Source organism: Siccirubricoccus sp. G192 (genome assembly GCF_019084075.1).
Taxonomy (GTDB): Bacteria; Pseudomonadota; Alphaproteobacteria; order Acetobacterales; family Acetobacteraceae; genus G192.
On the sequence record NZ_JAHREN010000001.1, the window covers coordinates 2885517 to 2907269 of the forward strand.

Genomic DNA, 21753 nt, shown 5'->3' on the forward strand with positions numbered 1-21753 from the left:
TTTGCAACTTATGGAGGCGTCGCCCATGCCCGTTATCACTGGTGATGATGGTCCCAACACCCTGTCCGGGGCCGGCGCGGGCGATACGGTCCTTGGCCTTGGTGGCGACGATGTCATCTACGGCTTCAATGTCCCGGGAATGCTGGATGGCGGCGCCGGGTTCGACACCGCTGATTATTCCGGCGCGGCTTCGGGCGTGTCGGTCGATCTCGAGCAGGGCCGCGAGAACAACAGCAACGGCACGCTGATCGGGATCGAGGCGGTGATCGGCTCCGCCCTCGGCGATGTGCTGACCGGCGATGCTGCCGCGAACCTGCTCTCCGGCGGCGCCGGCGATGATTTCATCGCGGGCGGCGGCGGCGACGACACGCTGATCGGTGGCGCCGGCAACGATGTCATCGATGGTGGCGCGGGCAGCGACCTGGTCAGCTACGTCGATGCGGCCGGCAAGCTCGCGCTGCAACTGGCCGATGGTGCCGATCCCGGCATGGCGCAGGTGCTGGATGTCGTCACCGGCGACCTGCTTGAGATCGACGTGCTGACCTCGATCGAGCGGGTGATCGGCACTGCCTTCGATGACAGCATCGCCGGCAATGGCGCCGACAACCATCTGGCGGGCGGCCTCGGCAACGACCTGCTGGAAGGCGGCCTCGGCGACGACACGCTGGTGGGTGGCGCCGGGAGGGACACGCTGGATGGCGGCGCCGGGTTCGACACCGCTGATTATTCCGGTGCGGCTTCGGGCGTGTCGGTCGACCTTGAGCAGGGCCGCGAGAACAACAGCGGCGGCACGCTGATCGGGATCGAGGCGGTGATCGGCTCCGCCTTCGGCGATGTGCTGACCGGCGATGCCGCCGCGAACCTGCTCTCCGGCGGCGCCGGCGATGATTTCATCGCAGGCGGCGGCGGCGACGACACGCTGATCGGCGGCGCCGGAAGCGACATCATCGATGGCGGCACGGGCAGCGACCTGGTCAGCTACGCCGATGCGGCCGGCAAGCTCGCGCTGCAACTGGCCGATGGTGCCGATCCCGGCATGGCGCAGGTGCTGGATGCCGTCACCGGCGACCTGCTCGAGGTCGACGTGCTGACCTCGATCGAGCGGGTGATCGGCACCGCCTTCGATGACAGCATCGCCGGCAATGGCGCCGACAACCATCTGGCGGGCGGTCTCGGCAACGACCTGCTGGAAGGCGGCCTCGGCGACGATACGCTGGATGGCGGCCTTGGCAACGACACGGTCAGCTATGCGGCCTCGGCCAGCGGCGTCGTGGTCAATCTGGATGCCGGCAGCGGCACCGGTGAGGGCACCGACACGCTGATCGCGATTGAGAACGTCATCGGCAGTGGCTTTGCGGATTACCTGGTGGGCAATGACGGCCGGAATCTTCTTTCCGGTGGACTCGGCAGCGATACGCTGATCGGCTACGGCGAAAGCGGGCAGGACACGCTGGATGGCGGCGCAGGGACCGACCTGGCCGATTTCCACCTGTATGCAGGGCCCGTGGCGGTTGACCTCGGGCAGGGCAAGGAAAACAACTACAATATCAGCCTCATCTCAATCGAATCCGCGATCGGCACTGCTTTCGGCGATACGCTCATCGGCGATGGCAATGGCAATTTCTTCCAGGGCGGCGAGGGCGACGACGTCGTCTTCGGAGTGGGCGGGAATGACACGCTGGCCGGCGGACCTGGCTCGGATTACCTGGATGGCGGCGAGGGCAGGGATCTCGTCACCTATGCCGTCTCGACCGGCAAAGTGCTGGTGCAGCTTGCAAACGGAGTAGGGTTCGGTTCGGCCTCCGTCTGGAACGCGGCCGGCACCGCCATGGTCGATTCGGATATCCTGGTCTCGATCGAGCAGGCTGTGGGCAGCGCCTTCAACGACACCCTTATCGGTAACGACGGCGACAATTTCCTTTCCGGCCTGGACGGCGATGACCTGCTGATCGGCGGCTCTGGCAATGACGTGCTGCAGGGCGGCGCAGGCAACGATACTGTCAGCTATGCGGCCGCGACCCATTCGGTCGTGGTGAACCTGGACGCCGGCATGGGCACCGGTGAAGGCAATGATGCACTCGGCTCGATCGAGAACGCCATTGGCACTGCTTTCAACGACTACCTGGTGGGCAGCGAAAGCCGGAACCTGCTATCGGGCGGCAACGGCAATGACACGCTGATCGGCTACGGCGAAAGCGGTCAGGATACGCTGGATGGCGGCGCAGGCCGCGACTTCGCCGATTTCCACCTGCAAGCAGCAGGGATCGCCGTCGATCTCGCGCAGAACCGGGAGAACAACTACAATATCTCCCTGATCTCGATCGAAGGGGTGATCGGCACCGCCTTTGGTGATGTCATCCAGGGCGACGGGAACGCCAACTATTTCGTTGGCGGGGCCGGTGACGACTTTCTCTTCGGCGGGGGCGGCAACGACACCCTGGTCGGGGGCATCGGCAGCGACATCCTGGATGGTGGAGAGGGCAAGGATCTCGCCAGCTACGCCGGCTCGGCCGGCAAGCTCCATGTCGAGCTTGCCGATGGTGCCGATGCCGGCTTCGCCTTCGTCTGGAACGCCGCCGGCACCGAGATCGCCGAGGCGGATGTGCTGATCTCGGTCGAGCAGGTTATCGGCACGAATTTCGACGACACCATCATGGGCAACGGCGCTGACAACTACCTGGTTGGCCGCGGCGGTGCTGACTTCCTGTCCGGCGGCGCCGGCAACGATACCCTGGTGAGCGGCCAGGGGCAGGATACGCTGGATGGCGGCCTGGGCCGCGATACGGCGGATTTCTCTCAGGCGGCCTCCGGGATTTTCGTGGACCTGCAGTTCGGGAGCGAGGTGTTCAGTGGCACGCAACTCATCTCCATTGAGATCGTGGTCGGCAGTGCTTTCAACGACCTGATCCTGGGCGACGGGGCCGCCAACTGGCTGACGGGCGGTGCCGGCGAGGACACGCTCAGCGGCGGTGCCGGCAATGACACGCTGGTCGGCGGCGCCGGTGCCGATACATTCCAGTTCGGCTTCGGCTCGGGCGTGGACGTGATCCGGGATTTCCAGTCCGGGCTCGATCGGATCGAGGTCGCGGCCACAGATTTCGGCAGCCTGCCGAACGTGTTCCTTGCCGGCAGCGGGACCGACACGGTTGTCGATTTCGGTGGCGGCGACCGGCTCTACCTCGTGGGCGTGGGGCCGGGCGGGTTCAACCTAGCTACCGATCTCGTCCTGATCTGAGGCGTCTTCCGGTCTTCCGGTCTTCCGGTCATCCGGCTGGCCGGCAACGGGGCAGGCGCCTGGCGTGCCTGCCCCTTTTTGCGGCCCGGCCCTGTCCGGCCGGCTACGCTGAAGGCAATCTATTCGGCAGGTTTCCGTCGGCGCGCCGCCCGCGCAGCCTGGCGCTCGGCCCGGTCCCGTGCCCGCTGCGTCTCCATCGCGGCTCGGCCCCGCTGGCGCGGTGGTGCTTCCTCCGCCGTGCTCTCCCCTGGCAGCGGCTTCTGCAGCACGCAGACGGATTGGCCCAGCGCATAGTTCCCCATGGGCATGGCTGCGGTGGCCGCCTCTTCATCGACGGTGATAAAGCGTGCATCGCCGTCGTGGAAACCGACCACGCTGAAGCCGAGGCGCCTGGCCCAGAGCCGCAGATCCGCACGGTGCAGAAAGACATTGAGGTGGCCCGCCATGCTCCGGCTGCGGACCCATTCGACATTGCCCTCGAAGACCGGCCAGGTCTGCGCGACGGCGAATTCCAGGAAGGAGAAGATCACCTTGCCGCCCGGCCGCAGCGCCCGGAGCGATTCGGCAAGGTAGACATAGGATTCCTCGGCCAGCAGATGCGTGAAGACCGAGAAGAACACGACGAAATCGGCCTCTCCGTCGGGCACCGGCAGGATAATTCTATCCACCGGCTCGAATCGGAAATCCGCCCGCCCGACCTTGCGGCGCGCATAGTCGAGCAGCGCCGGCACCACATCCGTGCCGATATAGCGCAGCCCCGGATACCGCGCGAGTTGGGTGGCGAGGCGGCCGGAACCGCAGCCCGCATCCACCACGCAGGAGTCCGGCGCCAACCCGTTGCCGCGCAGCAGGGCATGTTCGAGCACGCCGAAGCGTTCATAATCGCCACCCACGGCACGGGCCGCGGCCTCATCCTCGGGAAGCGAATTGAGAAGGCCGCTGACCATCTGCTCATAGGTCAGCAGGTAGCGGAACTGGCTGCTCATGCTATGCTCCAAATACCCGAGGTGCTGCGCCGGCCGTGGTGTCAGATTCCGTAGTATTCCCGGAACCAAGCGACGAAGCTGGCGATGCCGGTCACGATATCCGTGCCGGGGCGATAGCCGGTCAGGGCATGCAGCAACGTCGTGTCCGCCCAGGTCTTCAGCACCTCGCCGGGCTGCATCTCCACCAGGTTGCGGATCGCCTCGCGGCCCGTGGCGCCTTCGATCGCGGCGATGAAATCCAGCAACTGCACCGGCTGCGCATTGCCGATATTCACCACGCGGAAGGGTGCCGCCGGGCTGACCGAATCGCACTCCGCCAGCCTTCGCCCGCGCTCCGGCACCACGTCCACCAGGCGGATGATGGACTCGACCAGGTCGTCGATATGGGTGAAATCACGCTCCATCAGGCCGTGATTGTGGATGTTGATGGGGCGCCCGTGCAGGATGGCATCGGTGAATTTGAAGGGCGCCATGTCCGGCCGGCCCCATGGGCCATAGACGGTGAAAAAGCGGAAGGCCGTGACCGGCTGGTTCCAGAGATGCGCATAACTATGCCCGACATGCTCCGTCGCCAGCTTGCTTGCGGCGTAGATGTTGAGCGGCGTGGCGACAGCATCGGTTTCGCGGAACGGCATCTCCGTATTCGCGCCATAGGCGGAGCTGGTGGAGGCCATCAGCAGGTGGCGCACCGGATGCTGCCGGCACGCCTCGAAAAGGCTGTAGGTTCCGAGGATGTTGCTATGGATGTAACTTGCCGGATGCTCCAGCGCGTAGCGGACCCCGGCCTGGGCGGCGAGATGCACCACCACTTCCGGCGCCTCGGCGGCCAGCAGCCGCTCCAGCGGCGCCACGTCGGCGAGGTCGAGGGGATGCGCCCGGAATGCAGGGTATTGCGCAAGGATGGCGTGCCGCGCTTCCTTCAGGCGCAGGTCGTAATAGGGCACCATCGAGTCGATGCCGGCAACGGCATGGCCATCCTGCAGCAGCCGCCGGGCGATATGGAAGCCGATGAACCCGGCGCTGCCGGTGACCAGAACCTTCATTGTGCGGCCGCCCGGAAGCCTCATGAACGGGTTCTGTCCTAAGTCCGGCCTGACATGCTGTCCAGAGCGGGCGGGTGGCCGGATGGCAGCCTCGGCGCGAGAAATCCGCATGATATTCTATTGAGGATTGATTCGCGGGCAGGCTCACGCGATTATCCTTGCATGCTGGATGCGATGGAACGGCCCGGTGGTTTCACGGCCCTCGCCGGGGCGCCATCCGACTGCGACGCCCTGGCGCGAGGTTTCCAGAACCGGACGGCGAAGGTTGCAGTGATGGGGCTCGGCCATGTCGGCCTGCCGCTCGCGCTGGCTGTGGCTGGCGCCGGCTTCGCCACGATCGGCCTCGATACCGATGCGGAGAAGATCGGCCGCCTCGCCGTCGGCGAAAGTCCGATGCGCCAGATATCGGGGGAAGCGCTGCGGGTCGTGCAGCGCCTCGGCCGTTTCGAGGTGGCGGTGGATTGCGCCGGCTTGGCGGCGGCCGATGCGATCCTGATCTGCGTGCCAACCCCGCTCGGCCGGCACCGCGAGCCGGACCTTGCCTGTGTGGAGGCGGCGGCACGGCAGATCGCCCGGCATCTTCGGCCGAGCCAGTTGATCGTGCTGGAATCCACCACCTATCCGGGCACCAGCCGTGAGGTGGTGCTGCCGATCCTGGAGGCCACCGGCCTTACCTGCGGCCGCGACTTCTTCTTCGCCTATTCGCCGGAGCGTGAGGACCCCGGCAATGCCGAGTTCCGCACCGCCGGCATCCCGAAGGTGGTGGGCGGCGCGGATGCGGCATCCCTCCATGTGGCGCTTGCGCTCTACGGCGCCGTGGTGGACCGCACCGTGCCGGTGGACAGCCTGGAGACGGCGGAGGCGGTGAAGCTCACCGAAAACGTCTTCCGCGCCGTCAACATCGCCCTGGTGAATGAGCTGAAGCTGGTCTACGGCGCCATGGGCATCGATGTGTGGAAGGTGATCGAGGCGGCGGGCACCAAGCCCTTCGGCTACATGCCCTTCTGGCCTGGCCCGGGCCTGGGCGGCCACTGCATCCCGATCGACCCCTTCTACCTGACCTGGAAGGCACGGGCGCATGGCGTCTCCACCCGATTCGTGGAACTGGCGGGCGAGATCAATACCGCCATGCCGCATTACGTGCTGGACCGGCTGGTGCAAGCGCTGGATGCGGGGCAGCAGCGCGGCCTCAAGGGAAGCCGCATCCTTGTGCTGGGGCTCGGCTACAAGCGGAACCTGGATGATGTGCGGGAAAGCCCGGCGCTGCGGCTGATGGAATTGCTGGAAGCACGCGGTGCCACGGCCAGCTACTTCGACCCGCTGGTGCCCTGCGTCCCGAACCTGCCGGAGCATCCGGGCTTGGCCGGCCGCAGCTCCATCGGCTGGTCGGCGGCGGCGCTCCGGGCACATGACGCGGCGCTGATCGCCACCGACCATGACGCGGTGGACTACGCCATGCTGGTGGCGGAGTCTCGGCTGGTGGTGGACACCCGCAATGTCTGCGCCCGGCTGGGCCTGACGGGCGCCAGTATCGTCAAGGCATGACTCCGTTCAGCGCATCGCGGCGCGCAGCGTGCCCTCCATCTCGTCGAGGATGGCCGGGTCGTCGATGGTGGGTGGCACCACATACTCCTCGCCATCCGCGATCTTGCGCAGAGTGCCGCGCAGGATCTTGCCGCTGCGGGTCTTGGGCAGCCGCGACACCACCTGCGCATCCTTGAAGGCTGCCACCGGGCCGATGCGGTCGCGCACCATGCCAATGAGGTCTTGGGTGATCTCCGCCTCGCTCCGGGTCACGCCGGCTTTCAGCACCACCAGGCCGAGCGGCACCTGGCCCTTCAGGCTGTCCTTCACGCCCACCACGGCGCATTCCGCCACATCCGGGTGGCTCGCCAGCACTTCCTCCATGGCGCCGGTGCTCAGGCGGTGGCCGGCGACGTTGATGATGTCGTCGGTGCGGGACATGACCCAGACATAGCCCTCCGCATCCACCATCCCGGCATCGCCGCTGTTGTAGTAGCCGGGGAAGGCATCGAGATAGCTTTCGCGGAACCGGCCATCGGCATGCCAGAGCGTCGGCAGGCAGGAGGGCGGCAGGGGCAGCCGCACCGCGAGGCTGCCGATCTGCCCGGGCGGCGCCGGCTGCCCGGCCTCGTCCAGTGCCACCACCTCATAGCCAGGCGCCGCCTTGCCGCCGGAGCCCGGGCGCATCGGGAAGAGGCCGAGGCCACGGAAGCCGCCGGTGATGGTCCAGCCCGTCTCGGTCTGCCACCAATGGTCCACCACCGGCTTGCCCAGCAATTCGGCGGACCAGAGGGCGGTGGCGGGGTCGCAGCGCTCGCCCGCGAGGAACAGCGCCTCCAGTGCCGAGAGGTCGTATCGCGCCAGCAGCCTGCCCTGCGGGTCTTCCTTCTTGATGGCGCGGATGGCGGTGGGCGCGGTGAACAGCACCTTCACCCCATGCTCGGCGCAGACCCGCCAATAGGCACCGGCATCCGGCGTGCCGACCGGCTTGCCCTCATAGAGCACGGTGGTGCAGCCGGCGAGCAGCGGCGCATAGACGATGTAGCTGTGCCCCACCACCCAGCCGACATCGGAAGCCGCCCAGAAGACATCGCCGGCGCCGACGCCATAGACCATGCGCATGGAGTTCCACAGCGCCACCGCATGGCCGCCATTGTCGCGGAGGATGCCCTTGGGCTTTCCCGTCGTGCCGCTGGTATAGAGGATATAGAGCGGATCGGTCGCCGCCACCGGCACGCAGGGATGCGGTGCGGCGGCAGCCTCGGCCTCCAGCAGGTCGTGGTCGCGGCCGGGCTTCAGTGCCGCCGTGGCCTCGGGGCGTTGCAGGATCAGGCAGGCGTCCGGCTTGTGTGGCGAGAGGTCGATCGCCGCATCCAGCAGCGGCTTGTAGGCCACGACGCGTCCCGGCTCCAATCCGCAGGAGGCCGAGACCACCACTCTCGGCTTCGCATCCGCGATGCGGGCCGCAAGCTCGGCCGCCGCGAAGCCACCGAAGACCACGGAATGCACCGCGCCCAGCCTGGCGCAGGCCAGCATGGCGATCGGCGCCTCCGGCACCATCGGCAGGTAGATCACCACCCGGTCGCCGGCGCCCACGCCGAGCGCCGCAAGCGCCCCCGCCAGCTTCGCCACGCGCTGCAGCAATTGGCCGTAGCTGATGCGCTCGACCCGCCCGGCCATTGGGCTGTCATAGATGATCGCGGCCTGCTCGCCGCGCCCGGCCGCGACATGGCGGTCCACCGCATTGTGGCAGGTATTCAACCGGCCGCCCGGAAACCACAGGCCATAGACGCCGAGCCCGGGGTCAAAGACCCGGGCCGGCGGGGTTTCCCAGTCGATGCCGCGCGCCGCCTCCGCCCAGAAGGCATTCGGGTCGCGTTGCCAGGCGGCATAGGTTTCGTCGTAGCGGCTTGCGCCGGTGCGGCCCTCCATGATGGCTCTCCCCGATCCCTCGTTCCTTAGCGTGGCAAGCCCGTCCGGCCGCCACAAGCGGGCTGTAGCGGCGCATCAGCCCCGACGGGGAACAGTAAACAACCCGTGAACGTAAGCTGCTTTGCGCATGATCAATGCGGCGTCACCCTGGTGGTAGCAAGGGTGGGCCGAGGCCCGCAGCGGCCCTCCACCGCGTCACCAGGCCAGGCCGGCAAGGCTTGGCCGCTGCAAGGGAAGGCTCGCTTATGGCAGATGGTGCCTACCGCAGAGTTCTGGGCAACCCGAAATTCCAGGAACTCGTCCGCACCCGGTCAGGCTTCGCCTGGACGCTGGCGGTGATCATGCTGGTCATCTATCTCGGCTTCATCCTGCTGGTCGCCTTCGCGCATGACCTGATGGCGATGAAGATCGGCGGCGGCGTCACCTCGCTCGGCATCGTGCTGGGACTGGTGGTGATCGTTTCGGCCTTCCTGCTGACCGGCATCTATGTCCATCGGGCCAATACCCGCTTCGACGACCTGACCCGCGACCTGACGAAGGAGCTTTCCTGATGCGCGGGCGATTCACGCTGCCGCTCGCCGCCGCCATGCTTGGCGGGGCGGGAGCGCTCGGCACGGCACTCGCGGCCGGTGCCATCGAAGGCGCGGTGGAGAAGCAGGGGCTGAACCTGGCGGCCATCGTCATGTTCCTGCTCTTCGTCGCCGGCACCCTGGTCATCACCTACAGGGCCGCAGCCTCTAGCAAGTCAGCCGCGGATTTTTACGCGGCCGGCGGTGGCATCACCGGCTTCCAGAACGGCCTGGCGATCGCCGGCGACTACATGTCGGCTGCGAGCTTCCTCGGCATTTCCGGCCTGGTCTTTGCCAGCGGCTTCGACGGGCTGATCTATTCCATCGGCTTCCTGGTGGGCTGGCCGATCGTGCTGTTCCTGATTGCCGAGCGGCTGCGGAACCTCGGCAAATTCACCTTTGCCGATGTCGCCTCCTTCCGGCTGGACCAGACGCAGATCCGCATCCTGTCGGCGACCGGCACCCTGGTGGTGGTGGCCTTCTACCTGATCGCGCAGATGGTCGGCGCGGGGAAGCTGATCCAGCTCCTGTTCGGACTCGACTACCTCTATGCCGTGGTGATCGTCGGCGCGCTGATGATCGTCTATGTCGCCTTCGGCGGCATGAAGGCCACGACCTGGGTGCAGATCATCAAGGCCTGCCTGCTGCTGGCCGGCGCCACCTTCATGGCGCTCGCGGTGCTCTGGCAGTTCGGCTTCAATCCCGAGCGGATGTTCGCCGAGGCGGTGGCGGTCCATCCCAAGGGCGATGCCATCATGGCGCCGGGCGGGCTGGTGGCCGATCCGATCTCCACCATCTCGCTGGGCCTGGCGCTGATGTTCGGGACGGCCGGGCTGCCGCATATCCTGATGCGCTTCTTCACGGTCTCGGATGCGCGGGCGGCACGTAAATCGGTCTTCTACGCCACCGGCTTCATCGCCTATTTCTACATCCTCACCTTCATCATCGGCTTTGGCGCCATCACCTTCCTGATGACCGATCCGGCCTACTACACGGCGGGGGTGGGCGGCGTGATCAACAAGGTGGGCGGCCTGATAGGCGGCACCAACATGGCGGCGATCCACCTGGCCAATGCGGTGGGCGGCAGCCTTTTCCTGGGCTTCATCTCGGCAGTGGCCTTCGCGACCATCCTCGCCGTGGTGGCCGGGCTGACGCTCTCGGGCGCCTCGGCGGTGAGCCATGACCTCTATGCCGAGGTGATCGCCCGCGGCCGCGCCAATGAACGCAAGGAGGTCAATATCTCGAAGACCACCGCCGTTTTCATCGGCATCGTCGCCATCGTGCTCGGCTATGTCTTCGAGAACCAGAACGTCGCCTTCATGGTGGGCCTCGCCTTCGCGGTGGCGGCGAGCTGTAACTTTCCCGTCCTGCTGATGAGCACGATGTGGAAGGGCTGCACCACGCGCGGCGCGATGTGGGGCGGCTTCCTCGGGCTGATCAGCGCGGTGGTGATGGTGGTGCTGTCCAAGGCGGTCTGGGTGCAGACCTTCGGGTTTCCGCAGGCGCTGTTCCCCTATGACAACCCGGCGCTCTTCTCCATGACCCTCGCCTTCGCCGGCATCTGGCTGGTCTCCAAGGCCGATGCCAGCCAGCGGGCGCGCGCCGAAATCGCCTCCTACGACGCGCAATACGTGCGATCGGAGACCGGCATCGGCGCCGCCTCCGCCCACCTGCACTGAAGGGCCTGCGGGCGGGGCCGTCTCCAGCTCCGCCCGCCTGCAATTTTTCGCCATGCCGAGCGGCTTCGACGCGCATAACCCGCCCTTCGACCGGCTGACCCAGCAGGAGATCGAGGAGGTCCGCGCCGCCCTCGATATCGGTTACTTCAGCCCAGGGGAGATCATCCTGGCGCATGGCAGCCAGTCCGAGCAACTGCATGTCATTATCAAGGGCTCGGTCGAGGCGCGGGATGGCGGCGTCCTGAATGCCGTGCTCGGCCCGAAGGACAGTTTCGACAGCCGCGCCCTGGTGCATGGCGCCGCCGGCGAGGTCTTCACCGCCGGCGAGGAGACGCTCTGCTACCTCATTCCGAAGCCGCTCATCCTCGGCCTGATTGCCCGCAACCCTGCCTTCGCCGCCTTCTTCTATTCCGAGATCTCCGAGAAGCTGGATGCCTTCGCCAGTGCGCACCGGCTGGAGGGCGTGGAGAGCGTGCTGCGGGCCCGGGTGCGCGAGGCCAATCACGGTGCCGCCGTCTTCATCGATGCCGATGCAACGATGGAGCAGGCCGGCCACCGCATGGCCGAGAGCGGCTGCAATGTGCTCTTCGTCCGGGACGGTGCCCGCACCGGCGTGATCACCGGCATGAACCTCTCCAAGGCCGCGGTGCTGCGGCGCCTGCCGCTGGAAACCCCGGTGCGGGAGGTGTGCCATTTCGACGTGATCTCGGTCGATGCCGAGGACTTCATCTTCGAGGCGCTGCTGCAGATGACCCGGCACGACAAGCGCCGTGTCGCGGTGCGGCGGAATGGGGAATTCGCCGGCTTTCTGGAGGATATCGACATCCTTGGCCTGGTCGCCGGCAATTCCCAGCTTATCCCCGGCCGGATCGACCGCGCCCGCGACCTGGAGGAACTGGCCGCCCCGGCCCGGGCGATCCAGGCCCAGGTGGAGCGGCTGCACCGCCAGGGCGTGAAGGTGGAGGCGATCGCCGAGATCACCTCCGACCTCAACCGCCGCCTCTTCGTGAAGCTGTTCGGCCTGCTGGCGCCGCCCTCCATCCGGGAGCATGGCTGCCTGCTGCTGATGGGCAGCGAAGGGCGCGGCGAACAGACCGTCCGCACCGACCAGGACAACGCGCTGTTGCTGGCGCAGCCGGTGCCGGAGGCGGAGATCGGCGCCTTCCGCGAAGCCTTCTCCGCCGCGTTGGAGCGGTTCGGCTTTCCGCCCTGTCCCGGCAAGGTCATGGTCCGCAATCCCATCTGGTCGCAGCCGGTGGAGGGGATGATCCGGCAACTCCGCCGCTGGGTGCTGGAGCGCCAGCCGGAAGGGGCGATGAACCTCGCCATCTTCTTCGATGCCGTCGCGGTGGCAGGGCAGGCGGCATTGCTGGCGCGCGCGAAAGTCGCGCTCATCGAGATGATGCGGGGCGAGCAGGCGCTCCTGGCCCGCTTCGCGCATCTGATCGAAACCTTCGATACGCCCGATCTCGGCGTGCTGAGCACGCTGATGGTGACGGTGGGCGTGGGCACCGACGAGATCGACATCAAGAAGGCCGGCATCTTTCCGATCGTGCATGGTATCCGCACCATGGCGATGGACCGTGGTGTCCTGGCCACCTCCACCGCCGGGCGCATCCAGGCGCTGGTCGAGGCGGGAGCCTTCGCGCCGGAATTCGGCCAGGAACTGATCAGCGCGCTCCGCGTCTTCATGGCCTATCGCCTGCGCTCCCAGTGGAAGCGGTCAGGCGCGGCAATGTGGAGCGCGAGGCGATGGTGCGGCCGAGCCGCATGTCTTCGGCCGACCGTGACATCCTGCGGGATGCGCTGCGGATCGTGCGGCAGTTCCGCGAGATCATCCGCAACCGCTACAATCTCGGGGCTTTCTGAGCGATGCGCGGCGCGTTGTGGCGGCTGTTCTACCGCGCGACGCTCGCCGACCATTCCTACAAATTCCTTTTCCGCCCCAGCCCCCCGGATGAGGCGGTATCGCTCGATTGCGAGACCACCGGCCTCAACCCGCGCAGCGACGAGATCGTGGCGGTGGCGGCGGTGCGGATCCAGGGGCGCCGCATCCTGACCAGCGAGCGTTTCGAGGCGCTGATCCGGCCGGAGGCCGCGCCGCGTTCGGACAGCATCAAGGTGCACCGGTTGCGGGAGCGGGATGTGCAGGGCGCCAGCCCCATGCGCCGGGTCCTGCCCGAATTGCTGCGCTTCATCGGTGGCCGGCCGCTGGTCGGCTACTACATCGGCTTCGATGTACGGATGCTCGACAAATACGCGATGGACCTGATCCAGACCAGGCTCCCCAACCGCCAGATCGAGGTCTCCAAGCTCTACTACGACCGCAAATACGGCAATGCGCCACCAGGCACGAGTTTCGACCTGAGCTTTGCCGCCATTCTTCGTGATCTCGGCATCCCGCCGCTGGAGCAGCATGATGCGCTGAACGACGCGGTCATGGCGGCCATGATGTATCTGGGATTGCGGGACATGAAGGAACGCGGCGCCCGCATCCGCCGCGAGCGAGAGGGGCAGGGGCTGCCACCACCGACGGGTGGGTAGCAGCCATGGGCATCCAAGAAAAAGCGCCGGAGGGTTGCCCCTCCGGCGCCATTCCGGGCCGGTGCCTCAGATGGAGGCGCTGGCCGGCCGTTCCCGCGGCGCCTCCGCCATGTCCTCGGCGAAGATGTCGCGGTCCTTGGTTTCCGGCACGAAGATCAGGCCGATGACGACCGTCATCAGCGCGATCACGATGGGGTACCAGAGGCCGGAGTAGATGTTGCCGGTCTGCGCCACGATGGCGAAGGAGGTCGCGGGCAGCAGGCCACCGAACCAGCCATTGCCGATATGATAGGGCAGCGACATCGCGCTGTAGCGGATGCGTGTCGGGAAGAGCTCGACCAGCGCCGCTGCGATCGGGCCGTAGACCATGGTCACGTAGACCACCAGCAGCGTCAGGATCATGATGACCGAGAAGGGCTGGCCCCGGAAGATGTCGAAGGGGTGCGACATCTTCACGACCGACGGATTGGCGGCCGGCGGGTAGCCCGCGGCGGTGATGGCCTCGCCCAGCTCGCGGTTGAAGCGCGCGGTTTCCGCCCTGCGCTCCTGCGCGCTGATCTCGCTGGCCTCGAAGGCCTGCACCACGCGATCGCCGACGCGCACCGAGGCGACGGCGCCGGGCGGCGCCTCCTGCTGCTCGTAGTTGACCGAGAGGCGGGCGAGGGTGGCCTTGGCGATGTCGCAGGCGGAGGTGAATTGCGCCGTGCCAGTCGGGTTGAACTGGAAGGAGCAGTTCTCCGGATGCGCGCTCACCAACACCTGCACGCTCTGCTGCGCCTGGTGCAGGGCCGGGTTGGCGGTGGCCGTCAGTCCCTTGAACAGCGGGAAGTAGGTCGCGGCCGCAATCAGGCAGCCGGCCAGGATGATCGGCTTGCGGCCGATCTTGTCCGACAGCCAGCCGAACAGGACGAAGCCACCGGTGCCGATGACCAGGGACCAGGCGATCAGCAGGTTGGCGGTGTAGCTGTCCACCTTGAGCAGTGACTGGAGGAAGAACAGCGCATAGAACTGGCCAGTGTACCAGACCACACCCTGCCCGGCGACGAGGCCGAGCAGGGCGATCAGCGCGATCTTCGCATTCTTCCACTGGCCGAAGGCTTCCGACAGCGGGGCCTTGGAGCCGGTGCCTTCCGCCTTCATCTTCTTGAAGGCCGGGCTTTCCTGCAACTGCAGCCGGATCCAGACCGAGATGCCGAGCAGGACGATCGAGACCAGAAAGGGAATGCGCCAGCCCCAATCGGCGAAGGCCTCGCGGCCGATGGCCTCCTGCGTGAACAGGATCACCAGCAGTGACAGGAACAGGCCCATGGTCGCGGTGGTCTGGATCCAGGAGGTGTAGAAGCCGCGGCGGCCCTGTGGCGCATGCTCGGCCACATAGGTCGCGGCTCCGCCATACTCGCCTCCCAGCGCCAAGCCCTGCAGCAGGCGGAGCGCGATCAGGATGACGGCCGCGGCGATGCCGATCTGGTCCGAGGTGGGCAGGACACCGACCAGGAAGGTCGAACTGCCCATGATCATGATGGTGATGAGGAAGGTGTATTTCCGGCCCACCAGGTCGCCGAGGCGGCCGAAGACCAGTGCCCCGAAGGGCCGCACCAGGAAGCCCGCTGCGAAGGCAAGCAAGGCGAAGATGTTGCGCGTGGCCTCCGGGTATTGGCCGAAGAATTTCGCACCGATGATCGTGGCCAGCGAGCCATAGAGGTAGAAATCATACCATTCGAAGACTGTGCCGAGCGAGGAGGCGACAATGACCTTCCTCTCCTCGCGGGTCATCGAGCGAACCTGCTTGTCTGACGTTGGTATCGCGCTTTGCGTCGCCATTCCTCGCCCCTGTCGCCGGAATTCCGGGTGCCGGTCCTTGGCCGCCCGGCGGACCGGTGCGGCAGCCTGGCCACGCTGCACCAACTTCCCGGAGGGAATCCGGCACGATCGCGGCAACACCACACTCGTTAAAACGGCACAGTATCGTCAATCCCATTGTTGCTGCTGCGGAACCCGAATCCGTCATTTTTGCGCCGTATCGGATTTTGCTGCGCAGCAACATCCCGCGGGCAGGGTCGACCGCAGGCTCAGGCGAAGCGCGCCCGCACCCGGCCGAGCGCCCCGAAGGAGGCGGAGATCTCCAACCCAGCCTCCGGTGTCAGGGCCGGAGCCAGCACGGCGACCAGTACCGCGCCGCTGGGCAGCCCGCCGGCCTCCCGCGCCACCTCCGCTGCCTTCCCGAGGGCGGCCGGAATGTCGGTCTCGACACCACGCCGGCGCAGCGTGGCCGGTCCGAAGCCAACCCGCAGCGGTACCGGTTCCAGCCGCTTTCCCCGCCCGGCGACCAGCAGCCCATGGCCGCCGAGATCGGCCGCTGCCAGCGGGGCGCTCAGCGGCTGGTCGCGCAGCCGCCAGGCTGCGATGTCGAGCGCCGGGTGCAGGCTGGCGAAGACGGGTGGTGCCTCTTCCTCGGGCGCCAGATCCTTGGCCAGGACACCAAGGACCGCCGGCGCCACGGCGGGGTGGCGCAGCGCGGCGAGGGCGATGCTGGCGCCGTCCGGCAGCAGCCGCCCTTCCAGCACTGGGCCCGGCACCATCGCGCCGGCCGGCCCGGGGGTGAGGCGGAATCCGCAGGGGACCAGGCCCAGCGCCTCCAGCACCTGTGCCGCGATGCGCTGGCCATCCCGCAGGCTCGGCGGCATGGCGGCCGCCGGCAGCGGGGCGAGCGGGTTGCCGGTTTCCAGCGCCTCCGCCAGCCAGCCCGCCACGGTGTCGCAGAGCGAGGCATCCATGCGCGGCACCTAGTTCAGCGGTGGCAGCATGACCTCTTCCTCCTGGAAGCCGCCGGCCGGTGGAGCGTCCATCTGCAAGGTCGGCTCGCCACCGGCACCACCATAGAGCTGGTCCGGCAACCAGGTGACGAGGCCGGGGAAGACATAGACGCAGGCCATGCAGAACAGGACGATGTAGATGAAGGGCATGCAGCCCGCAAAGATCTGCTCCAGCCGCACATGCTTCGGCGCCACCCCCTTCAGGTAGAAGGCGGCCATGGCCACGGGGGGCGAGAGGAAGCTGGTCTGCAGGTTCAGCGCGATCATCACCCCGAAGAACAGCGGGTCCACGCCGAAATCATCCAGCAGCGGCAGGAAGATCGGCACGAAGATCACGATGATCTCGGTCCATTCCAGCGGCCAGCCGAGCACGAAGATCAGCGCCTGGGCCAGCACCATGAAGGTGAAGCTGTTGAGCGGCAGGGACTTGAAGAATTCCTCCACCAGCGCCTGGCCGCCGAGATAGCCGAAGACCGAGGAGAAGATCGCCGAACCCACGAAGAGCCAGCACACCATGGCGCTGGTGCGGGCGGTGAGGAACACGCTCTCCCGCAGCTTGCCGAAGGTGAAGCTGCGATAGGCGATGGCCAGCAGGATGGAGCCGAGCGAGCCCATGGCCGCCGCTTCCGAAGGCGTCGCCAGCCCCATCAGGATCGCGCCGAGCACCAGGCCGATCAGCGCCGCGAGCGGGATGAAGGAGGTGACGAGCGAGAACAGGATGGCGGCGAAGGGGATGTTCACCTCCTCCGGCGGCAGGCGCGGCGCGACCGAGGGCTTCACCAGCGCGATGCCCATGGCATAGACGATATAGAGGCCGGCCAGCATCACGCCCGGGATGAAGGCCGCGGCATAGAGCTGCACCACCGATACGCCTGCGGTCGCCCCATAGAGGATCAGCATGATCGAGGGCGGGATCAGGATGCCGAGGCAGCCGCCCGCGGCGATCACCCCGGTGGCCAGCTTCACGTCATAGCCCGCGCGCAGCATGGGCGGCAGGGCCAGCAGCCCCATCAGCGTCACCACCGCGCCGACGATGCCCGTGGCGGTCGCGAAGAGCGCGCAGGTGGCGAGGGTGGCAACGGCGAGGCTGCCGGGGATATTGCCGCTCGCCATCTGGAGGCTGCGGAACAGCCGGTCCAGGATATTCGCCCGCTCTATGATGTAGCCCATGAAGACGAAGAGCGGCACGCTGATCAGCACGTCGTTTGCCATGATGGCATAGGTGCGCTGCACCAGCAGGTCGAAGATGCGGTCGCCCATGCCGAGATAGCCGAAGAACAGACCCATCGCCATGAGGGTGAAGGCGATGGGGAAGCCCAGCATGATGAAGAAGAGGAAGAGAAAAAGCTGGGTGAGCCCCAGTGCGCCGTCGCTCATCGGGGTCCTACCGTCCGGTGTGTTCGTCGCCGGCGCGCTCGCCGGGGATATGGCCGCTCCGCGCGATCTCCCGCGCCAGTTCCTCGGGGTCCTTCTCGGCGGCCGCCGAGAGGATCTGCTGTTCCAGCTCCTCGACATCCGAGAGCCGCTGCGGCCAGGTGCCTTCGCGGATGCAACGGATGCAGCGCACCACCTCGGCCAGGCCCTGCAGCAGCAGCAGGACACCGACCACGGGGATCAGGAATTTGAAGGGCCAGATCACCGGTCCGGAGGGGCTGAACATGCTGCGCTCGTTCTGCCGGAAGCTATCGGCGAAGAAGTGCCAGCCCGAGATCATGAAGGCGAAGATTCCCGGGAAGAAGAACAGGATATAAAGGACCAGGTCGAACCAAGCCTGTCGCCTGGGCGGGAAGTTGCGGTACAGGAAATCTCCCCGGACATGGCCATTGCGCGCCAGCGTATAGGCCCCGGCCATCATGAACAGCGTGCCGTAGAGGATATAGGAGACGTCGTATCCCCAATCGGTCGGTGCCCGGAAGACGTAGCGGGCGACGACTTCATAGACCACGACGCCGGTCAGCAGCAGGATGCACCATGCGAAGGTCTGGCCGACGATCGTGCTGAGCCGGTCGATGCCGAGCAGCAGGCGCTGCATGCGAGGTTCCCCCGTTGCCCGGATACGCAAACCCCGCCGCCCGCTCATGGGCGGCGGGGCCGCGTCGGCTGGACTCAGCCCTGCCGGGCGAAGAAGTGGTTGTAGGAAACGACCGGGCTTGCCTCATAGCGCAGGAAGAAATTGCCGACGCGCCGGCACCAGTCGCGCTGGCTGTCGCAGATCTTCTTGAAGAAGGGGCCATTGACGGGGGAGGAATTGTCACCCTCCAGCCGCGCGATCACCCGGTCCCAGGCCTGCAACTGGGCATCCAGCACCGGTCGCGGCGTGGAGCGGACATTCACGCCCTGCTGCTGCGCCATGGCCAGCAGGTCCTTCGAGTAGCGGTCCTGCAGCTTCCAGCTCATATCGGCGGAACAGGCTTCGGAGGTGTGGCGGAGCAGCGCCTGCAGCTCGGCCGGCAGCCCTTCGTACTTGCCCTTGTTGAACAGGATCTCGAAGCACTCCACCCGCTGGTGGTAACTCTGGATCATGTAGGTCTTGGCAACGTCGGGAAAGCCGAGGATGCGGTCGGAGGAGGGGTTGTTGAACTCGGCGCCATCGATCACGCCGCGCTCCAGCGCCGGCACGATTTCGCCGCCCGGCAGCGAGACGACGGCGGCTCCCATCTCCTGGAACAGGTCCGTCGCAAGGCCCACGGTGCGGTATTTCAGGCCGCGGATCTGCTCCGGCCGCTCGATCGCCTGCTTGAACCAGCCAAGCGGCTGGGTCGGCATCGGGCCGGTCAGGAAGCCCACCGCATTCACCTTCAGGACGTCGCCCAGCAACTCCTTGTACAGGGCCTCGCCGCCGCCGTAGTAGAACCAGCCGAGCAACTGGTTGGCGTCGCCGAACCAGGGGGGGCGTGGTGCCGAACAGGCTGAATGCCTTGTTCTTGCCGAACCAATAGGCGGAGACGCCATGGCCGCCATCCAGCGTGCCGGCGGAGACCGCATCCAGAAGCTGGAAAGCGCCGACCACCGCCCCGGCGGCGAGCAGTTCCAGCCGCAGGCGGCCGCCCGCCATGGCATTCACCCGGCTGACATAATCCTGGGCATATTCATGGAAGATGTCGCGCTGCGGCCAGGTGGACTGGAAGCGGAGGACCGCCGTCTGGGCGCGGCTGACATTCGGGGTTGCCAGCACCGCCGCACCGGCACCGCCCACCGCGGCAGCCTTCAGCAGGCCACGACGGCCCGAGGCCGGGTTGGTTTCCTGCGACATTCGTTTCTCCCAGACAAGGATTGCGCGGCGTTGCAGCCAACCCGCCGCCGTGGCTTCACCACAGTCCGAAATAAACGACCGGCGCGATGAATGGCAACGCCCAATTATGCCGGCGGCGCAAGAAGTGCGGAAAGAAACCGGCGCGGTTACTTGGTCACGAAGGCTTTCTCGACGACATAGGTGCCCGGGGCGCTGTTGGACCCCTCCTGGAAGCCGCGGGCTTCCAGTAGCGCCCCGACATCGGCATTCATCGCCTCGGAACCGCAGAGCATCACCCGGTCATGCTCGGCCGAGAGGGGCGGCAGGCCGAGATCGGCGAAGATGCGGCCGCTCTCGATCAGCGTCGTGATGCGACCCTGGGTCGGGAAGGGCTCGCGCGTCACGCTGGGGTAGTAGAGCAGCTTGCCCGCGACCATCTCGCCCAGGAATTCATGCGCCGGCAGGTCCTTCGAGATCACCTCCCGGTAGGCCAATTCCCGCGCCTCGCGCACCGTATGCGCCACCACCACCCGCTCGAAGCGGTCATAGACCTCGGGTTCGCGGATCAGGCTCATGAAGGGGGCGAGGCCGGTGCCGGTGGCCAGCAGCCACAAGGTCTTGCCCGGCAGCAGGTTCTCGATCAGCAGCGTGCCGGTGGGCTTGCGGCCGATCAGCACCGTGTCGCCCGGCCGGATATGCTGCAGCCGGGAGGTGAGGGGGGCCGTGCTGCACCTTGATGGAGAGGAATTCCAGTTCCTCCTCCCAGGGCGCGCTGACCAGGGAATAGGCCCGGACCAGCGGCTTGCCCTCGACCATCAGCCCGATCATGGCAAATTGCCCGGCCACGAAGCGGAACTGCTCGCTCCGGGTGCAGCGGAAGGAGAACAGGTACTCGGTCCAGTGATGCACCCAGGTCACCGTCTCGCCAAAGAAGGCGGCGGGGATGGCGGGCCTGGTGCCAGGTCCGGCGGGGCCAGGGGCGGCAGCGGGGGCGAGGGTGTCCATGCGCCCGGCTACATGCTGCGGCGCGGCGGAAAGTGCAATATCACTCTGCGCAACCCCGGTTTGCGCTGGCGCCGGGGCCGGGCAGGATGCCCCCGCCGTTTCAGCGCCAGGAGCAGAATGATGCCCGATCCCGCCTCCGCCGAGACCCTCCCGCTGGGTCCGGTGGTCGATCCGACCCCCCGCCCATTGCCGGCCCGGGTGCCGCATCGCGGCCGGTCGGTGGATCTGGAACCGCTGCATCCGCGCCATGTGCCGGAACTCTGGCAGGCGACGGCGGCAGGGACGCCGGCGGGCGATCCAAGCTGGGCCTATCTGGGTTACGGCCCCTTCGCCTCCGAGGCGGCGCTGCGCGGCTTCGTCGGCGGTTTCGCCACCGCCCATGACCCCATGGCCTGGGCGGTGCGGCCGCACCGCAGCGGCACCGCCGATGGCTGGCTGACGCTGATGGACATCCAGCCCGGCAATGCCGCCATCGAGATCGGGAATATCTGGTTCGGGCCAAGGATGCAGCGCAGCCGCGCGGCGACCGAGGCGATGGCCCTGCTGATGCGCCATGCCATGGACGATCTCGGCTACCGGCGCCTGCTCTGGAAATGCAACGCCTTGAACGCACCATCCCGCCGGGCCGCGGAACGGCTGGGCTTCACCTATGAGGGTACGCTCCGGGCGCATATGGTGGTCAAGGGCAGGCGGCGCGACACCGCCATGTTCTCCATCCTGGCGGAGGAATGGCCGGCGCGGGGCGCCGCCCTCGCATCATGGCTGGATGATGCGAATTTCGGGCCGGATGGGCAGGCAAAGCGATCCCTCGGCGAAATCTTTCGCGAGGCCCTTTCATGAAAGAAAATTAAATCCTACATTGCGTTCAGGTAATCCAAACCCAGGGAGGCCCGGATGCTCGTTCTCGAAGCGACTGAAATTGCGGCCTGGGCACTGATCATCGGTGCGATTGCCTATGGCGCGCTGGCATCTCGCGGCGCCTCGATCGCAGCAGTGGCGGCGGGGTTGGCCGCAGTGGCCACCAAGACGGCCCTGTTGGGCCTCACCTGACAGGCGCCGAATCCAAGGCAGGCCAGGCGCGCGACATCGCCGGAACGACATGGAGCCGCCAAGCGCCCATCACGACACGGGCGCTTGGCCCTTCCAGAGGACGCGACGCGTCGCGCAGTTCTGCGGCCTGGCCGCGACTAC

General features: G+C 66.9%; 15 protein-coding genes and 3 pseudogenes. 8 read left to right on the forward strand and 10 right to left on the reverse strand.

Going from position 1 to position 21753, the window contains the following annotated elements:
• Positions 1 to 25: 25 nt before the first annotated feature.
• Positions 26 to 3235 carry a calcium-binding protein gene (locus KSF81_RS13835; RefSeq protein WP_217379485.1) on the forward strand — a complete coding sequence of 1070 codons (3210 nt, stop codon included), beginning with the start codon at positions 26 to 28 and terminating at the stop codon, positions 3233 to 3235.
• Positions 3236 to 3354: 119 nt separating this feature from the next.
• Here KSF81_RS13835 and KSF81_RS13840 read toward each other — a convergent pair whose 3' ends face one another.
• Both KSF81_RS13840 and KSF81_RS13845 read right to left on the reverse strand, forming a co-directional pair.
• On the reverse strand, positions 3355 to 4221 hold the full coding sequence (locus KSF81_RS13840; protein WP_217379486.1) for a class I SAM-dependent methyltransferase: 867 nt from the start codon (positions 4219 to 4221) through the stop codon (positions 3355 to 3357).
• A 41-nt stretch (positions 4222 to 4262) separates the two neighbouring features.
• Positions 4263 to 5264, reverse strand: a complete 1002-nt coding sequence (locus KSF81_RS13845) for an NAD-dependent epimerase/dehydratase family protein (RefSeq protein ID WP_217379487.1) — start codon at positions 5262 to 5264, stop codon at positions 4263 to 4265.
• A gap of 162 nt (positions 5265 to 5426) precedes the next feature.
• Here KSF81_RS13845 and KSF81_RS13850 point away from each other — a divergent pair, with 162 nt between their 5' ends.
• A complete protein-coding gene (locus KSF81_RS13850; RefSeq protein ID WP_254453515.1) occupies positions 5427 to 6809 on the forward strand; it encodes a nucleotide sugar dehydrogenase in 1383 nt (460 codons plus the stop codon).
• A gap of 6 nt (positions 6810 to 6815) precedes the next feature.
• Here the strand turns inward: KSF81_RS13850 and KSF81_RS13855 are convergent, their stop codons facing one another.
• Positions 6816 to 8720, reverse strand: a complete 1905-nt coding sequence (locus tag KSF81_RS13855; protein ID WP_217379488.1) for an AMP-binding protein — start codon at positions 8718 to 8720, stop codon at positions 6816 to 6818.
• A gap of 245 nt (positions 8721 to 8965) precedes the next feature.
• Here KSF81_RS13855 and KSF81_RS13860 point away from each other — a divergent pair, with 245 nt between their 5' ends.
• The 4 genes and pseudogenes from KSF81_RS13860 (at position 8966) to KSF81_RS13875 (ending at position 13512) form a co-directional block, all read left to right on the forward strand.
• On the forward strand, positions 8966 to 9271 hold the full coding sequence (locus KSF81_RS13860) for a DUF485 domain-containing protein (RefSeq protein ID WP_217379489.1): 306 nt from the start codon (positions 8966 to 8968) through the stop codon (positions 9269 to 9271).
• Entirely contained in the window at positions 9271 to 10968 is a 1698-nt protein-coding gene (locus KSF81_RS13865; RefSeq protein WP_217379490.1) for a cation acetate symporter, read from the forward strand. The genes KSF81_RS13860 and KSF81_RS13865 overlap by 1 nt, the downstream gene beginning before the upstream one ends.
• A 52-nt stretch (positions 10969 to 11020) precedes the next feature.
• A pseudogene (locus KSF81_RS13870) lies at positions 11021 to 12682 on the forward strand (DUF294 nucleotidyltransferase-like domain-containing protein); the annotation flags it as partial.
• Between the two features lie 158 nt (positions 12683 to 12840).
• The gene (locus KSF81_RS13875) at positions 12841 to 13512 is read left to right on the forward strand and encodes a 3'-5' exonuclease (RefSeq protein WP_254453516.1); all 672 of its coding nucleotides are present in this window, start codon (positions 12841 to 12843) and stop codon (positions 13510 to 13512) included.
• Between the two features lie 66 nt (positions 13513 to 13578).
• On the opposite strand, the gene KSF81_RS13880 is transcribed toward KSF81_RS13875, so the two are convergent.
• From KSF81_RS13880 to KSF81_RS13905, 7 genes and pseudogenes are all read right to left on the reverse strand, one after another.
• Positions 13579 to 15285 carry an MFS transporter gene (locus KSF81_RS13880; protein ID WP_217379492.1) on the reverse strand — a complete coding sequence of 569 codons (1707 nt, stop codon included), beginning with the start codon at positions 15283 to 15285 and terminating at the stop codon, positions 13579 to 13581.
• 296 nt (positions 15286 to 15581) lie between these two features.
• Positions 15582 to 16286, reverse strand: a complete 705-nt coding sequence (locus tag KSF81_RS13885; protein ID WP_217379493.1) for a hypothetical protein — start codon at positions 16284 to 16286, stop codon at positions 15582 to 15584.
• 9 nt (positions 16287 to 16295) lie between these two features.
• Positions 16296 to 17702, reverse strand: coding sequence for a TRAP transporter large permease subunit (locus KSF81_RS13890; protein ID WP_217379494.1), 1407 nt, complete (start codon positions 17700 to 17702; stop codon positions 16296 to 16298).
• Positions 17703 to 17709: 7 nt separating this feature from the next.
• Complete coding sequence (locus tag KSF81_RS13895; protein ID WP_217379495.1) at positions 17710 to 18357, reverse strand: TRAP transporter small permease subunit; 648 nt, start codon at positions 18355 to 18357, stop codon at positions 17710 to 17712.
• Positions 18358 to 18431: 74 nt separating this feature from the next.
• Complete coding sequence (locus KSF81_RS13900; protein ID WP_254453517.1) at positions 18432 to 19190, reverse strand: TRAP transporter substrate-binding protein; 759 nt, start codon at positions 19188 to 19190, stop codon at positions 18432 to 18434.
• A 79-nt stretch (positions 19191 to 19269) separates the two neighbouring features.
• Positions 19270 to 19578: pseudogene (locus KSF81_RS29695) on the reverse strand (twin-arginine translocation signal domain-containing protein); the annotation flags it as partial.
• Between the two features lie 146 nt (positions 19579 to 19724).
• A pseudogene (locus tag KSF81_RS13905) lies at positions 19725 to 20562 on the reverse strand (ferredoxin--NADP reductase).
• 120 nt (positions 20563 to 20682) lie between these two features.
• Between KSF81_RS13905 and KSF81_RS13910 the strand changes: the two are divergent.
• Positions 20683 to 21402, forward strand: coding sequence for a GNAT family N-acetyltransferase (locus KSF81_RS13910; RefSeq protein ID WP_217379496.1), 720 nt, complete (start codon positions 20683 to 20685; stop codon positions 21400 to 21402).
• Between the two features lie 54 nt (positions 21403 to 21456).
• Positions 21457 to 21612: a hypothetical protein gene (locus KSF81_RS13915; RefSeq protein ID WP_217379497.1), complete on the forward strand. Its 156-nt coding sequence runs from the start codon at positions 21457 to 21459 to the stop codon at positions 21610 to 21612.
• Positions 21613 to 21753 lie beyond the last annotated feature (141 nt).

Excerpts from the sequence above, each read along its gene's own strand:
- KSF81_RS13855 (WP_217379488.1), bottom strand. The coding sequence starts at position 8,720 with ATGGAGGGCCGCACCGGCGCAAGCCGCTACGACGAAACCTATGCCGCC.
- KSF81_RS13890 (WP_217379494.1), bottom strand. The coding sequence starts at position 17,702 with ATGAGCGACGGCGCACTGGGGCTCACCCAGCTTTTTCTCTTCCTCTTC.
- KSF81_RS13840 (WP_217379486.1), bottom strand. The coding sequence starts at position 4,221 with ATGAGCAGCCAGTTCCGCTACCTGCTGACCTATGAGCAGATGGTCAGC.
- KSF81_RS13885 (WP_217379493.1), bottom strand. The coding sequence starts at position 16,286 with ATGGATGCCTCGCTCTGCGACACCGTGGCGGGCTGGCTGGCGGAGGCG.
- KSF81_RS13850 (WP_254453515.1), top strand. The coding sequence starts at position 5,427 with ATGCTGGATGCGATGGAACGGCCCGGTGGTTTCACGGCCCTCGCCGGG.
- KSF81_RS13915 (WP_217379497.1), top strand. The coding sequence starts at position 21,457 with ATGCTCGTTCTCGAAGCGACTGAAATTGCGGCCTGGGCACTGATCATC.
- KSF81_RS13895 (WP_217379495.1), bottom strand. The coding sequence starts at position 18,357 with ATGCAGCGCCTGCTGCTCGGCATCGACCGGCTCAGCACGATCGTCGGC.
- KSF81_RS13875 (WP_254453516.1), top strand. The coding sequence starts at position 12,841 with ATGCGCGGCGCGTTGTGGCGGCTGTTCTACCGCGCGACGCTCGCCGAC.
- KSF81_RS13880 (WP_217379492.1), bottom strand. The coding sequence starts at position 15,285 with ATGACCCGCGAGGAGAGGAAGGTCATTGTCGCCTCCTCGCTCGGCACA.
- KSF81_RS13845 (WP_217379487.1), bottom strand. The coding sequence starts at position 5,264 with ATGAAGGTTCTGGTCACCGGCAGCGCCGGGTTCATCGGCTTCCATATC.
- KSF81_RS13865 (WP_217379490.1), top strand. The coding sequence starts at position 9,271 with ATGCGCGGGCGATTCACGCTGCCGCTCGCCGCCGCCATGCTTGGCGGG.
- KSF81_RS13860 (WP_217379489.1), top strand. The coding sequence starts at position 8,966 with ATGGCAGATGGTGCCTACCGCAGAGTTCTGGGCAACCCGAAATTCCAG.
- KSF81_RS13910 (WP_217379496.1), top strand. The coding sequence starts at position 20,683 with ATGCCCGATCCCGCCTCCGCCGAGACCCTCCCGCTGGGTCCGGTGGTC.
- KSF81_RS13835 (WP_217379485.1), top strand. The coding sequence starts at position 26 with ATGCCCGTTATCACTGGTGATGATGGTCCCAACACCCTGTCCGGGGCC.